Source organism: Pseudomonas sp. Wu6, from assembly GCF_019891515.1.
In the GTDB taxonomy this organism is placed as follows: domain Bacteria; phylum Pseudomonadota; class Gammaproteobacteria; order Pseudomonadales; family Pseudomonadaceae; genus Aquipseudomonas; species Aquipseudomonas orientalis_A.
The window spans coordinates 40,273-53,855 of the sequence record NZ_JAFLXH010000003.1; the positions used below are offsets into that span (position 1 = coordinate 40,273).

Here is a 13,583-nt window from a genome sequence, read left to right on the forward strand (position 1 = left end):
TTTGATTTGTGAACACAGTTCAAATGTGGGAGGGGGCTTGCCCCCGATGAGGCCCTCAAACTCACCGCCTGAGCAACTTCTCCTGAATCGCCTGCTGATCCACCTCCAGCAACACCTGCTGCTTACCCCCCACCATCACCCCCGCCGGCACGCCATCCTTGTACACAATCCGATTGCCACTCACCGCCGGCACTTTGCTTCCCGGCAGCAGTGTGCCGACAAGGTTCAGCGGGTCGGCCCCGCACACTGCGATCAAGCTGCCGTCATGGGGCCGGCGCCGTACTTCACGCAGCAACGGGATCGCCTCCGGCAGTGCGAACTGTTCCCCCGCCAGGCCACTGACAAACCGCCCGCCGCGAATCTCGCCCCGCGCTTCGAGGCGGTGGTAGGTGCGCAGCAATTCGCGCCAGCTCGGCAACCAGTCCGCTTCGCGCTCCAGCAGGCGCCAGAACACCACGCCATAGCGGCGCAGCAGGGTCATCGCGACATGCTCCAGCGTCTCGGCCGAATGCGCACCGGGCTCGCCTGGCGCGCGGCGAATCAAGGCCCAGCGCCCGGCATCGTCCATGCCGCCAATAAAGGCGCCGCGTCCACGCCGGCTGCTACGCGCCTGGCGTTTGCTGGCGGGCGTGGTCAGGGCGCGCAGCCCGGCGAAGCTGTCGGCATTCACCAACCCCGCGCCGACCAGCTCCTGCAACGCGGTTTCCAATTCGCTGCGCAGCAGATGGGCTTCATGTACCAGTTCATCGAAAAACAACGCGCCTTGTTCGCGCAGGGCCAAATGGACTTTCTGCGCCTTGGGCGACAGCGTCGTGCTGTCGGTCTGTTCGGTCAGCCCGCTCCACAACGGCAACTGGCTGCGCGGTAACAGCACGATTGGCGTGCTGCGCAAGGCAATGGCGCCGGCTTTGTGGCTCAGGCGCGTCCACACCAGCTTGCCACTGCGGCACAGGTCGTCGAGCCAGGTCGAGGCGTAATCCTTGATACGCGCACTGAGCAGGTCACTGTCCCAGGCCGACGTGGCGGCGGCGTAGCCTTCGAACTGGGCGACTATCTGCGGCAACACCGCGCTGCCCTGGCCGCGCGTGCTGTCGGACAAGTGCTGCCAGTCGAACAGAAAACGCATGAAATCCTGCAGCGCCACCGGTTCGATCTCCCGGCGCAGGCGCTTGACCGTGTAGCGATGAATACGCGCCAGCAGGTGCCGTTCGCACCATTGCTCATCACCACAGCCTGGGCTGAAGTGCCCGCGCAGCACGTAGCCTTCCTGCTCCAGCCGCGCCAACCCCTGGGCCACGGTAGCGGGCGGCAGCGCCAGGGGCGCGGCAATCTCGGGCAGCGTCAATGGGCCGAAACCGCCCAGGCGCGCGCGCAGCACTTCCACCAAGGCCTCATCGGATGTCCACGGCTCATCGAAACCCGGCAGCAGCGGCAGGTTGTGCGGGTAGATTGCCTGCAAACAGCTCAAGCGTTCCACGGCCACCCACAAGCCGTTGGGCAACGGATAAGCGCGTCCGGCCTTGTGCAAAGCCCGCAACCACTTGGCCCATTCTGGCGTGACCTCCTGTTCTGCAATACAGGCCAGGCTCATCAGCGCTTCGTGCATTTCATCCGGCCCCTGGGGCGCGGGCCAGGCCTCCTCGCGTACCCCGGCGATCGCCTCGGCATCCAGTGCGCCGAGATCGTCGGTACTCTGCGGGTCGCTCCAGCGGCGGTTGAGCACCGCCTGGGTGCGGCGTTCTTCCAGTGGCGCGTCATCGAGAAAGGTGTAGGGGCGCGCGCTGAGAATTTCGGCGGCCATCGGCGAGGGCGCGGGCAGGTCGCGGCTGACCATGCGCACGTCGCCTGCTTCCATGCGTCGCAACAGGGCCAGCCAGCCTTCGCTGTCCATGGCTTCGTGCAGGCAGTCATCGAGGGTTTGTTCCACCAGCGGGTGGTCGGGCACTTCGCGCTCGCCGGCGAGGTTTTCCAGGCAGGCAATCTGGTCGGGAAACACATTGGCGATCAGGTCTTCGCTTTTCATGCGCTGGATCTGCGGCGCCACCTTGCGCCCGCCGGTGTAGCGCGGCAATGCCAGGGCCACGCCAGCGTTCCAGCGCCAGCGCACGCCGAACAGCGGCGCATCCAGCACGGCCTGGATCAGCAGGTGTTCGGCGCTGTTGCTGTTGAGGTAGCGCCACACGTCATCCAGCGCAAAGCTGTGGCTGGTGGACAGCGACAGCACAATCGCATTTTCGCTGGCCGCCGCTTGCAGCTCGAAGTTGAAGGTGCGGCAAAAGCGCTTGCGCAGGGCCAGGCCCCAGGCGCGGTTGATACGGCTGCCAAAGGGCGTGTGGATGATCAACTGGGTGCCCCCGGACGCGTCGAAAAACCGCTCCATGATCAAGGTGTCCTGCGACGGCAAGGCGCTGAGGGCCAGGCGCGTGCGGGCCAGGTAATCCAGCAGTTGTTCGGCGCTGGCGCGGTCCAGGCCGAGGGTGTCGGTGAGCCACGCTTGCGCCGGTTGCAGGTCACCGGGGCTGGCGCCGAGCAGGTGGTCCAACTGCCCCTGCAGACGGGCCACCGCCGCCGACAACTCGTTGCTGCGCCCCGGCGCTTCGCCTATCCAGAACGGAATGGTCGGCGGCTGACCGTGGGCGTCCTCGACGCGCACCTTGCCGGCGTCCACCCGCAGGATGCGGTAGGACGTATTGCCGAGCTGGAAAATATCGCCGGCGATGCTTTCCACCGCAAAGTCTTCGTTGACGCTGCCGATGTTCAGGCTCTGGGGCTCGAGCAGCACGCTGTAGTCGGCGTTGTCGGGGATGGTGCCGCCGCTGGTCACGGCCGTGAGCCGGGCGCCACGGCGGCCGCGCAGGGTGTGAGTCACGGCGTCCCGATGCAGATAAGCGCTGCGCATGCCCTGGCGGCCGTTGTAGCCGTCGGCGAGCATGTGCAACAGCGCCTGGTAATGGCGCTCGTCCAGCGTGGCATAGGGCGCGGCGCGGCGGACAAGCGTCAGCAGGGCAGCTTCCGACCATTCGCGCGCGCTGACCTCGGCGATGATCTGCTGGGCCAGCACGTCCAGCGGCGCCACGGGGATGTGCAAGGTGTCGAGCTCGCCACGGCGCACGCAGTCGAGGAGGGCGGCGCATTCGATCAAGTCGTCGCGGGTGGTGGCAAACAGGCGGCCCTTGGGCGTACCGCCGACCTGGTGCCCGGAGCGGCCGACCCGTTGCAGAAACCCGTTGATCGAGCCGGGCGAGCCGATCTGGCAGACCAGGTCCACATCGCCGATATCAATGCCCAGCTCCAGCGACGCGGTGGCGATCAGCACTTGCAGCGCACCGGCCTTGAGGCGTTGCTCGGCGTCCAGGCGCATTTCCTTGGCCAGGCTGCCGTGGTGGGCGGCCACCGCCGTCTTGCCCAAACGCTCGCTCAGATGCCGCGCCAAGCGTTCGGCCAGGCGCCGGGTGTTCACGAATATCAGCGTGGTGCGGTGTTCGCGCGCCAGCTCGGCGAGGCGGTCGTAGACCAGCTCCCACACATCATTGGCCATCACCGCGGAGAGCGGCACTGGCGGCACTTCGATAGCCAGGTCGCGCGGGCGGGCGTGGCCGATGTCGACAATGGCGCACTCGCGGCCGCTACCGACCAAAAACCGCGACACCGCATCGATAGGCTTTTGCGTGGCCGACAGGCCGATGCGCGTCAGCGCCTCGGCGCACAAGGCTTGCAGGCGCTCCAGGCTTAACACCAGGTGGCTGCCGCGCTTGCCGGCGGCAATCGCGTGGATCTCATCGACGATCACCGTGCGCGTGCTGGCGAGCATCTGCCTGCCCGAGTCCGAGCCCAGCAGCACATACAGCGATTCCGGGGTGGTGACCAGGATGTGCGGCGCACGCTTGCGCATCTGCGCGCGGTCTTTTTGCGGAGTGTCGCCGGTGCGCACTGCGGTGCGGATCACCAACGGCGGCAGGCCGGATTTTTCAAGATGCTCGGTGATGCCGGCCAGCGGGTTTTGCAGGTTGAGTTGAATGTCGTTGGACAGCGCCTTGAGCGGCGAAATGTAGACCACCAGGGTTTCATCGGGCAGTTGGCCGCCGTTGGCCAGACCCTGGTGGACCAGGTCGTCCAGCACCGCGAGAAAGGCGGTCAGGGTCTTGCCCGAACCGGTCGGCGCGGCGATCAGCGTCGAACGGCGCTGACGGATCAGCGGCCACGCCCGGGCCTGCGCGTCGGTCACCGAGGGGAAGGTGCTGCGAAACCAGGTACTGACGGCGGGGTGGAAGCCGTCCAGTGCCCTGTCTGTTGAGTCGGGAAGGTTCATGTAGTGATTGATACCCGTCGCTCCAACAAGTTGCAAACACCTACTTTGTCCGTGACGGTTGCGCTACAAACCCGCAAAATGCAACGATTCTGGAATAAACCTACGGCAAGGCTCACGCGCCTGCCGACAACAACCATCGTTCCAAACAGACCGGGCCTGCTCAATCTATGCGAATGCGCCTTATGTTACTGGGCGGCGGGAATGCCCTCGGGCAGGCGCTGATTCGCCTCGGTGCAGAGGAAGACATCGGTTTCCTCGCCCCCAAACCGCCCCAAGACGGCTGGGATGCCGCGAGCCTCACCCAATTGCTCGACGACACCCGTCCCGATGCATTGATCAACCTCGCCTACTATTTCGACTGGTTCCAGGCCGAAGCCGTCAGCGAAACCCGCCTGGCTTCCCAGGAATTCGCCATCGAACGCCTGGCCGAACTGTGCCAGCACCACAGCATTACCCTGGTGCAACCGTCCAGCTACCGCGTGTTCGATGGTTCCCGCGCCACCGCCTACAGCGAAAAAGACGAGCCGGTGCCCCTGGGCCTGCGCGGCCAGGCGTTGTGGCGTATCGAGCAAAGCGTACGCGCCACCTGCCCGCAGCATGTGCTGCTGCGGTTTGGCTGGTTGCTGGATGACAGCGTCGACGGCACCCTCGGCCGCTTCCTCGCCCGGGCCGAACAGCCGGATGAGTTGTTGATGGCCGACGACCGTCGCGGCAACCCGACGCCGGTGGACGATGCGGCGCGGGTGATCATTTCCGTGCTCAAGCAACTCGATTGCGCGGCGCCGCTGTGGGGCACCTACCACTACGCCGGTCACGAGGCGACCACACCGCTGGCGCTGGGCCAGGCGATCATCACCGAAGCCCGCAACTTCCACGCCCTGGCCATCGAGTCGCCCACCGCCCAGGCCCACGCCGCGCGGCCGGATGCGGCGGACGAGCCACAGCACGCGGTGCTGGCCTGCAAGAAAATCCTGCATACCTTTGGCATCAAGCCACGGGCATGGCGGGCAGGCTTGCCGGCGTTGCTAGACCGGTTCTACCGCCACTTCTGAAAACAACACAGAACCCAATGTGGGAGGGGGCTTGCCCCCGATAGCAGAGTGTCAGTCAAAGATTTATTGACTGGTCCACCGCTATCGGGGGCAAGCCCCCTCCCACATTGTTATGCCGTGTTATTTAGAACTTGTAGCCAATACCCACCATGTAGACCATCGGGTCGACATCCACATTGACCTTGGCCCGAGTGCCCTGGCCCAGTGCGTTGTTATCCACAGTCGCCTTGGTGCTGATGTCGATGTAGCGCGCCTGGGCGTTGATCATCCATTTGTCGTTGATCATGTAGTCGGCGCCGATCTGCGCGGCCCAGCCCCAGGAGTTCTCGGCCTTGAAGTTGCTGAAGCCGGCTTGCTCGGCGCGGCTGCCGACGTGTTCGTCATAGATCCAGGTGTAGTTGATACCGGCGCCCACATAGGGTTGAAACGCGGACTGGTGGTCCAGCGGGTAGTAGACGACGCTCAGGGTCGGCGGCAGGTGTTTGAGTGTGCCGAGCTTGCCGTTGGCGGCGCCGAGGGCGGTGTTCTTGATCTTGACATCGTGCTCGAACGGTGTGGCGGCCAGCAGTTCGATACCGACGTGATCGGTGATCATGTAGGCGAAGTTCAAGCCCAGTTGGGTGTCGCTGCTCATGGTCGCCTTGCCGCCCAGGTTGGCGCCGGCCAATGGGCCCTGGTCAACCTTGACGCTGCTGCTGTCGGCCTTCGGGTTCACGGTGATTGCACCGGCACGAACCAGAATGTCGCCCGCCTGGTGGGCGTGAGCGACAGGGACGACGAGGGCGAGCGCGAAGAGGGACGCGCCGAGCAGAGACTTGTTCATGGGAGCTCCAAAAGGACGTTAAAAGTTGTACGTCCAATGGTAAAGATCGTTCCGCACGATCTTTTGACTCAGCTCAATGAAAGGCTAACCACGTCGCAAAAAACTGTGGGAGGGGGGGCTTGCCCCAGTACCGGTCAGTTAGCGCAGATCCCCTGTGGGAGGGGCGGTGCGACGATTCGACTTGCCCCCGATAGCGGTGGGTCAACCAACATCAGTGTTTGCTGGGCCGACGTCGTCGCGGGCAAGCCCCCTCCCACATTTGATCTTCGGTGTGTTCGCAGGTGGTGATTATTCCTCCAGCTCGTACATATAAATCTTCTCGGCATCCATCTGGTAACCGGCGTCAGCCAACTCACTGGACGACGGCTTGACCTGCATCGCGCCTTCGATCCAGTACGGCTGGTACAGCTCGTCGAGTTTCACCCCGATTTCGCTTTTCACATGCACGATCTGGTTCGACGGCGGTGGCGGCACATGGATGCACGCGCCGAAATACGGCACCAGCAGGAACTCGGTGGTGCGGCCCTCTTCGCTCACTTCCAGCGGCACGATGTACCCCGGCAGACGAATGTGCCGGCCGTTGAGGCTCTGCACCACCGGCGCGTTGGGCAAGTCCTGTTTGGCGGCGGGCGCGGCCTCGACGGACAAGGCATCGGCCATGTTCGACAGGTCGTGCAGCGGTTTCATATTGGGCACTTCCGGTGGCGCATCCGCTGGGATCATTTCCTGCCACGACAAATCCCGGGGCTGCTCCTCGGCCCAGGCAGGTACGGCCACCAGCAGCAACAGGGCAAACAGGGCACGACGCATCGACAGCTTCCTCATAAACGAATGGACAGGCCATCGGCCAACGACTGGCGATAGGCACGCCAGGCAGGCACGCTGCCCATCAGCAGCGCCGCCGCCAGGATACCGGCGAGCAACGTCCATTCATATTCGCTCGGCCATGCCATCGGCAGGTCCAGCCCGTAGTTGGCCTGCAAATAACCGCGCGATACGCCGATGCACAGGTACAGTAAACCAAGACCTGCCACCACGCCGGACAGCGCCAGCGCGAAGGCCTCGAAGATCAAAAGCGTGGCGATATGCCACGGCCGTGCGCCCACCGAGCGCAGGATCGCCATCTCGCGGCGGCGTTCGTTGAGGCTGGTGAGGATCGCCGTGAGCATGCCGATCAACCCGGTCAGCACCACGAACAACGAGATCACGAACAAGGCTTTTTCCGCCGTGCCCATCATGCTCCACAGCTCTTGCAACGCCACGCCCGGCAGGATCGCCAGCATCGGTTCGCCACGGAACTCATTGATTTCCCGTTGCAGGGCGAAGGTGGAAATCTTGTTGTTCAAACCGAGCATGAACGCGGTGATGGCTTGCGGGGTCAGGTCCATATTGCGCGCCTGATCGGCGCTGATACGGCCTTTGCCCTGGGCCGGGACACCGTTGTGCCAGTCGATGTGGATCGCCTCCATGCCGCCGAGGCTGATATGCAGCGTGCGGTCCACCGGCGTGCCGGTGCGCTTGAGGATGCCGACCACGGTGAAGGGCTTGTCATCGTGCTTGACCAGGCTGACCACCGCCACGCCATGGGCCAGCACCAGCTTGTCGCCGAGCGTGTAGTGCAGGGCCTCGGCGACCTCGGCGCCGAGCACCACTTCGAACGGGTCGGTGGCAAACGCGCGGCCGCTGGCCAGTTCAAGGTTCTGTTTGCGACCGTACTGGTAATGCTCGAAGTAGGATGCGTTGGTACCCATCACCCGGTAACCGCGATGGGAATCGCCCAGGGAAACCGGAATCGCCCATTTCACCTGGGGGTTGGCGGCGAAGTGCTCGTAGCTGTCCCAGCGGATGTTATTGGTGGCGTTGCCGATGCGAAACACCGAGTACAGCAGCAGGTTCACCGAGCCCGAGCGCGCCCCGACGATCAGGTCCGTGCCGCTGATGGTACTGGCGAAGCTGTTGCGCGCTTCAACGCGCACGCGTTCCACCGCCAGCAACAGGCAGACGGAAAGCGCGATGGCGAAGGCGGTGAGGATCGCGGTAAAGCGGCGGTTGGCCAGGCTGGCCATGGCCAGACGAAACAAATACATCTCAAACCTCTGCAGGCGTGGCGGCGCGATTGAGTTCGGCCAGCGACAGGTTGCGGTCGAACAGCGGGGCCAGGCTTTGGTCGTGGCTGACAAACAACAGGCTGGCGCCCGCTTCGCGGCATTCGGCGAACAGCAGTTGAATGAATGCTTCGCGGGCGTCGTAGTCGAGGGCCGAGGTGGGCTCGTCGGCGATCACCAGTTCCGGTTGACCGATCAGCGCACGGGCGGCGGCCACCCGTTGTTGCTGGCCGATGGACAGCGAATCGGCGCGGCGCTCGAGCAAGTCCGGGTCGTTCAAACCCAGGTGCGCGAGCAAGGTCGCTGCGGCCTGGTCGACACTGCCGTGGCGCTGGGCCGCGCGCCGGGCCCGCAGCTTGGAAAAGTGGCAAGGCAGCTCGACGTTTTCACGTACCGACAAAAACGGCAGCAGGTTGAACTGCTGGAAGATGTAGCCGGTGTGGTCCACACGAAAACGGTCACGGGCACCGGCAGACAGTTCGGTCAGCTCCTGGCCGAGCAGGCGGATACTGCCTCGGCTGGGTTTGTGCACACCGCCAAGCAACCCGAGCAAGGTGGTTTTGCCACTGCCGCTCGGGCCCTTGAGGAACAGGGTTTGCCCCGGCTCCAGGCGGAACGCGGGGATGTCCAGCAACTGGGGGTGACCGGGCCAGTTGAAGCCCAGGTCGGACAGTTCGATCAGTGCAGGGGTCATGTGAACTCAGAACTTCAGGGTGGCTGCAGTGGCGGTCGCGTCAGCACCTTGCTGGCCGCTCGGGCCGATCAGTTGTACCTGAATTTTCCGGGTGGCGGGGAAGGTCTTGAACACTTGGCTCAGGTCCAGGTTGCTCAGTGCCTCTGGCTTGGCGCAGGTGAACTGGTAGTGGGCATGGATTTCGCTGTGGTCATGATGATGCTCATGGGCGGCAGCGCCTTTGCCGTCGGTGGCATGGTCATTGTTATCGTCATCGTCATCGTCATCATCGTGATCGGCTTCGGGCTTGTCGCCGAACAGCGGGCTGTTGAGTTCCTGGGTGCTGACGACGCAACCGGCGGCCTTGGGTACGTTGAACAGTGCCAGCGGACTTTCCAGCTGTTTGCGCGCGGCGGCGACTTTGGCTTTGTCGGCGGCGCTGGTCGCGACGTGTTCGAAACCCACCAGGTTCATCGCCGGGCTGTCCAGCTCAAGCTCCAGGCTCTGGCCGTCCAGCACTGCATTGAGACGGCCCACACCGTGTTCGTGAGCGCCGAGGCTGCCATGCTCATGATCGTGATCTTCATGGGCGTGAGCGACAGCCAGAGGCAGCAGGGCAAACGGCAAAGCAAGCAGCAGACGGCGCATGACAGGACTCCACAGATGAAAGTTTTGTTATGTGATCTTATAACAATAGTGCCGAGAGTTTGACCGTCCGCTTGGCGTTGCGCAAGCTGCATGGGAGCATGTCCGTCAGAAAAAATGCGGGAGTAAGGACGATGTTGCGAATTCGTGGAACCGTCGGCGACCTGCCGGTGGACTTGACCCTGGAACTGGACGACGGCGATTGGGCGCGACTGGGCGCACACTTGCAGGCCGCCCCGGTGCCGGCCGAGTCGACGGCGGTACCGGTCAGGCAAAGTGAGGATCTATGGCAGAACGCTCAGGATCTGTTGCGCAACGCCGGGCAGCTCAGCGGCCTGGAATTGCTCGATCAACTGGAAGGGTTGGCCGGCGATGCCGCCGCGGGCAAGCGCCTGCTGGTGCGCCTGCGCCACAGCGCCAAAGTGAAGGTGACCAGCGGCGCAGACACGCCGCTGTACACCTGGATCGACGCGTCGTAGGAGCGAGCTCGCTCGCGAAAAACGCATAGGCGCCGCGTTCATTCAGGATGCCCGCGTTATCGTTGACGGCCTTCGCGAGCAAGCTCGCTCCTACAAGGTGAGGGTTAGTACAGCGCGGCAAACAATTTGCGGCGGTACACCGTGACCAGCGTGTGATCATTGCCCAGCAGTTCGAACACCTGCAGCAAGGTCTTGTGTGGCAAGCCCTCGCTGTAGCTGCGATTGCGCACGAACAGCTTGAGCAGGCCTTCCAGGGCGGCGTCGTATTGCTGGCGCGCCAGTTGTTGAATGCTCAACTGATAGGCCGCTTCGTCATCCTGCGGGTTCTGCGCCAGGCGGCTTTTCAGGTCGGCGCTGTCCGGCAGGTCGGCAGCCTGGCGCAGGAAGGTGATTTGCGCCTTGGCCCCGGCGAGGGCGGCCTTGTGGTCGTCGCCTTTTACGGCGTCCAGCACGGTTTGGGCTTCATCCAGTTCACCGCGCTCGGCCAGGCAACGCGCGTACAGGATCAGCGCGGCGGCGTTGGTGTTGTCCTCGCCCAGCAGCGCAACCAAAATGGCCTCGGCATCGCTGATGCGGCCCTCGGCAAACAACGCTTGTGCCTGCTCCAGTGGATCGGCCGCAGCCGGTGGCGGCATCTGCACATGGGGCTCGAGCATCGCCCGCACCGACGACTCCGGCTGCGCCCCGGCAAACCCATCCACCGGCTGACCGTCCTTGAACAGCACCACCGTCGGCAGGCTCTGGATACCGAAACGTGCAACGATGTCCTGCTCGGCTTCGCAATCGACCTTGGCCAGCAGCAACTCACCGCGATAACTCTCGGCAATCTGCGCCAGCATCGGCATCAGCGCCTTGCACGGCGCGCACCACTCGGCCCAGAAGTCCACCAGCACAGGTTTTTCGAAAGAGTTCTGAATCACTGCCTGCTCGAAGTTGGCGGCAGTGACGTCGAAGATGTACGGCGTGGGCTCACTCATGAGGCGTCTCGAATAAAGCGGGAATGGGGGCAACTATAAGGGCTGGCGCTGGCTATCGGAAGCCGTATGGGGATTAGTGTTCAGGCGCATGCCAAAACGGATCGAGGTACCAGTCTTGAGGAAAACCCATTGCTTTGAGACTGACCTCGGGAAATTCACGGATAAGCACATGCAGGCTGTGGCCCCAGGGAGTCTGTGGACTCACTTGGCGCATCAGATGATTGAGCATGCAAAGAACCGCGAACATTCGACTATGTGGTCCTGGTTCAAGCAAATGCCCGGGCCATGCAAAGGTGGCCTTCCTGGGTAATTCGGGTCGAACACCCAATTGCCGGTTCCACATTCGCGAATGGTGGGCGCACATATTTCGGATGGTGGTCAGCGTGTGCAGCCAGGACTGCATCAGTGGCGCCGGGAGCAGCAAGCGCTTGGCGACGGCTTTTTTATCGGCGTCCCTGGCCAAGCCTTTGTACAGGTGGGACAGGTCCCCCAGCGTAAGTTCTTCGAGCATCGCCCAGCCAGGCATCAGCGTTGGGTGGGCATAGGTCGCGGGGTAATGGCGGGCGTAGCTCTCTTTTGACCGTTGGCGTTTGAGCAGCGCCTTTCTCGCATCGCTCGCGTGCGACCTGTCGATCCGGTCACATTCGCGCATGTACTCACGCGTTGCCGTGTCTTGTTTGCCGCAGAGTGTTGTCAGCAGGCGCTGATGATCAAAGGTGGGGTGAAACAGCAGCGGGTTGGTATACCAATGACTGCCATGCGTGGGGCCCATTTGGTTGCTGATAACGCAACGCGAGGCAATTTCGACGCGTTCGATGGCATCCATGGTCAGTAAACGAAGCCGCCGGTCGAAGTCGTAAAGGCGGGTCAACTGACCAAACTGGCTGCCTTCACGAAAGCGATGATCGATATCTTCCGGCTGCTGGAAGGGTCGCATATGAGGGCTAAGTCGAAAGAAACTGACGGCCTGCAGGAAGCGCTCAGCGCGAGCTTCATTGTGAATGATCAGTCCGCGTAGCTTGAGCAGTTCCAGTTGAGCAGGAACATCTATGGCTGGCTTGCTGAATGACCTCATGCCCCAAAAGCGCCGGGCATAAAAAACCCGCACAATTTGTGCTTGGTTACTGAAGTAACCAGAGGCATGGCGGGTGTATTAGCGCAAAGGTTAGGCAGATGCCCAGCGTTTGGCAAGGCCTGCGCTTCGTTGGACATCAGTGAGTTTGAATACGAAGACATTGCAGTCGATTGTCAGAGATGCGGGCGAGGACTGGCATTTTCCATACCGCGGCTTTTCTTGTCTCAATCAATATATTGCCGGGAATTTGTAACGTGGACGGTTATCGCCGCGAATGGTACAGGCTCACCTTGCGAAACTCCCACGGCTCGGCCAGGTCCGGCAGGGTCAGTGCCTCGAGGATGTCCAGCCGCTGATAATCCGGATGCTGGAAGTCGCGCACCCGCGAGTCCGCCACCAGCGCTTCGCGGGCTCGGGTCAGGAAGTGATCCAGCAGCGGCAGGTTGGCGCGATCGTAAAGCACGTCGGCCACCAGGATCAGGTCGAAGCGATCGGCCTCTGCAAAGAAGTCGGTTGAATAACCCAGCTGCACGTCGTTGAGTTCGGCATTCGCCCGGCAAGCCGCCAGCGCCAGCGGATCAAGGTCGCACGCCACCACCTCCAATGCCCCAGCCTTGGCGGCTGCAATCGCGGCCACGCCGGAGCCGGTACCGAAATCCAGCACGCGCTTGCCCGCTACCCACGCCGGGTTCGCCGCCAGATAGCGCGCCAGCGCCAGGCCGCTGGCCCAGCAGAAGCTCCAGTAGGGCGGCTCATGCAAGATGCGCCGGGTTTCTTCCTGGCTGAAGGCACGGTCCATGTTGTCGGCGTCGAGCAACCACAACCACAGCTCGGTGCCCGGCAGCGGGCAGGGCACCAGGTGTGCGTCGCCAATCAGTTCACTCAGGGCGCGTTGCAGGTGCAGCGGTGGTGTCATGGCGCCTTGACGAGTTGCAGCGGGCCGGTGGTCTGGGTAATCGCCTGGGTGATGCGCACGGCGGGCAGGTGCAGGATCAACTGGCCGGACTGGCTGGCGCGACCGCGCAATTCAACCCGCGCACCGGCCGGGAACGCTTCGGGGTTGAAGCGCAGGCGAAAGGCCAGGGGCTTGCCGTTGCCGGTCAATACGCTGCTGGCGAGCAGTTGCTGCGGGCGCGAGCGCTCGTCGATCACCAGTAGCGCCAACTCGACTTCGGCGCCGGCCGGCACATTGGTCAGGTTGCCGCTGATTTCCCGCTGGTAGGCAGGCAGGGGGCCGAGGTCTTCGATGCCGGGGACTTTTTTCTCTTGTGCCGGCGTTGGCTGAGGTGCGGCCGGCTTGGGGGCTTCGCTGCTGCAGGCGACCAGAAAACTGAACAGGGTGAGTAGAACGAGTGGTCGTAACTGCATGTACGGCTCCAGAAAGGACAAAATCCGTGGCTTAAAAAATAGAAACATATAAGCCTGCCTATATACCGTAAAGGCTA

12 protein-coding genes are annotated in these 13,583 nt (G+C 63.2%); 2 read left to right on the top strand and 10 right to left on the bottom strand.

The features are described 5' to 3' along the window. Positions 1-61: 61 nt before the first annotated feature. Positions 62-4,309: an Lhr family helicase gene (locus J1G34_RS02595; protein ID WP_222993224.1), complete on the bottom strand. Its 4,248-nt coding sequence runs from the start codon at positions 4,307-4,309 to the stop codon at positions 62-64. A 167-nt stretch (positions 4,310-4,476) separates the two neighbouring features. Here J1G34_RS02595 and J1G34_RS02600 point away from each other — a divergent pair, with 167 nt between their 5' ends. Continuing rightward, a complete protein-coding gene (locus J1G34_RS02600) occupies positions 4,477-5,361 on the top strand; it encodes a sugar nucleotide-binding protein (RefSeq protein WP_083203146.1) in 885 nt (294 codons plus the stop codon). A 124-nt stretch (positions 5,362-5,485) separates the two neighbouring features. Here J1G34_RS02600 and J1G34_RS02605 read toward each other — a convergent pair whose 3' ends face one another. The 5 genes from J1G34_RS02605 to J1G34_RS02625 all read right to left on the bottom strand — a co-directional run bounded on the left by J1G34_RS02605 (position 5,486) and on the right by J1G34_RS02625 (position 9,610). Next, positions 5,486-6,184, bottom strand: coding sequence for an OmpW/AlkL family protein (locus J1G34_RS02605; protein ID WP_065888399.1), 699 nt, complete (start codon positions 6,182-6,184; stop codon positions 5,486-5,488). A 288-nt stretch (positions 6,185-6,472) separates the two neighbouring features. Further along, positions 6,473-6,994 (bottom strand): DUF3299 domain-containing protein, encoded by a 522-nt coding sequence (locus tag J1G34_RS02610; protein ID WP_222993226.1) that lies wholly within the window; start codon positions 6,992-6,994, stop codon positions 6,473-6,475. Positions 6,995-7,005: 11 nt separating this feature from the next. Beyond that, positions 7,006-8,271 (bottom strand): ABC transporter permease, encoded by a 1,266-nt coding sequence (locus J1G34_RS02615; RefSeq protein WP_222993229.1) that lies wholly within the window; start codon positions 8,269-8,271, stop codon positions 7,006-7,008. 1 nt (position 8,272) lies between these two features. After that, positions 8,273-8,983, bottom strand: a complete 711-nt coding sequence (locus J1G34_RS02620; RefSeq protein ID WP_065891618.1) for an ABC transporter ATP-binding protein — start codon at positions 8,981-8,983, stop codon at positions 8,273-8,275. A gap of 6 nt (positions 8,984-8,989) precedes the next feature. After that, positions 8,990-9,610 (bottom strand): DUF2796 domain-containing protein, encoded by a 621-nt coding sequence (locus J1G34_RS02625; RefSeq protein WP_222993231.1) that lies wholly within the window; start codon positions 9,608-9,610, stop codon positions 8,990-8,992. A 131-nt stretch (positions 9,611-9,741) separates the two neighbouring features. Between J1G34_RS02625 and J1G34_RS02630 the strand changes: the two genes are divergently transcribed. Next, entirely contained in the window at positions 9,742-10,086 is a 345-nt protein-coding gene (locus J1G34_RS02630; protein WP_065888394.1) for a hypothetical protein, read from the top strand. A 104-nt stretch (positions 10,087-10,190) separates the two neighbouring features. Here the strand turns inward: J1G34_RS02630 and trxA are convergent, their stop codons facing one another. From trxA to J1G34_RS02650, 4 genes are all read right to left on the bottom strand, one after another. After that, complete coding sequence (gene trxA, locus J1G34_RS02635; protein WP_222993233.1) at positions 10,191-11,063, bottom strand: thioredoxin; 873 nt, start codon at positions 11,061-11,063, stop codon at positions 10,191-10,193. A 73-nt stretch (positions 11,064-11,136) separates the two neighbouring features. Continuing rightward, positions 11,137-12,138, bottom strand: coding sequence for an Abi family protein (locus J1G34_RS02640; RefSeq protein WP_222993235.1), 1,002 nt, complete (start codon positions 12,136-12,138; stop codon positions 11,137-11,139). 262 nt (positions 12,139-12,400) lie between these two features. After that, complete coding sequence (locus J1G34_RS02645) at positions 12,401-13,054, bottom strand: class I SAM-dependent methyltransferase (protein ID WP_065895969.1); 654 nt, start codon at positions 13,052-13,054, stop codon at positions 12,401-12,403. Further along, a complete protein-coding gene (locus J1G34_RS02650; RefSeq protein ID WP_065891623.1) occupies positions 13,051-13,506 on the bottom strand; it encodes a YbaY family lipoprotein in 456 nt (151 codons plus the stop codon). The genes J1G34_RS02645 and J1G34_RS02650 overlap by 4 nt, the downstream gene beginning before the upstream one ends. Between the last annotated feature and the right edge of the window lie 77 nt (positions 13,507-13,583).

Coding starts and splice junctions, on each gene's coding strand:
- J1G34_RS02595 (WP_222993224.1), bottom strand. CDS start 4,309: ATGAACCTTCCCGACTCAACAGACAGGGCACTGGACGGCTTCCACCCC.
- J1G34_RS02600 (WP_083203146.1), top strand. CDS start 4,477: ATGCGAATGCGCCTTATGTTACTGGGCGGCGGGAATGCCCTCGGGCAG.
- J1G34_RS02605 (WP_065888399.1), bottom strand. CDS start 6,184: ATGAACAAGTCTCTGCTCGGCGCGTCCCTCTTCGCGCTCGCCCTCGTC.
- J1G34_RS02610 (WP_222993226.1), bottom strand. CDS start 6,994: ATGCGTCGTGCCCTGTTTGCCCTGTTGCTGCTGGTGGCCGTACCTGCC.
- J1G34_RS02615 (WP_222993229.1), bottom strand. CDS start 8,271: ATGTATTTGTTTCGTCTGGCCATGGCCAGCCTGGCCAACCGCCGCTTT.
- J1G34_RS02620 (WP_065891618.1), bottom strand. CDS start 8,983: ATGACCCCTGCACTGATCGAACTGTCCGACCTGGGCTTCAACTGGCCC.
- J1G34_RS02625 (WP_222993231.1), bottom strand. CDS start 9,610: ATGCGCCGTCTGCTGCTTGCTTTGCCGTTTGCCCTGCTGCCTCTGGCT.
- J1G34_RS02630 (WP_065888394.1), top strand. CDS start 9,742: ATGTTGCGAATTCGTGGAACCGTCGGCGACCTGCCGGTGGACTTGACC.
- trxA (WP_222993233.1), bottom strand. CDS start 11,063: ATGAGTGAGCCCACGCCGTACATCTTCGACGTCACTGCCGCCAACTTC.
- J1G34_RS02640 (WP_222993235.1), bottom strand. CDS start 12,138: ATGAGGTCATTCAGCAAGCCAGCCATAGATGTTCCTGCTCAACTGGAA.
- J1G34_RS02645 (WP_065895969.1), bottom strand. CDS start 13,054: ATGACACCACCGCTGCACCTGCAACGCGCCCTGAGTGAACTGATTGGC.
- J1G34_RS02650 (WP_065891623.1), bottom strand. CDS start 13,506: ATGCAGTTACGACCACTCGTTCTACTCACCCTGTTCAGTTTTCTGGTC.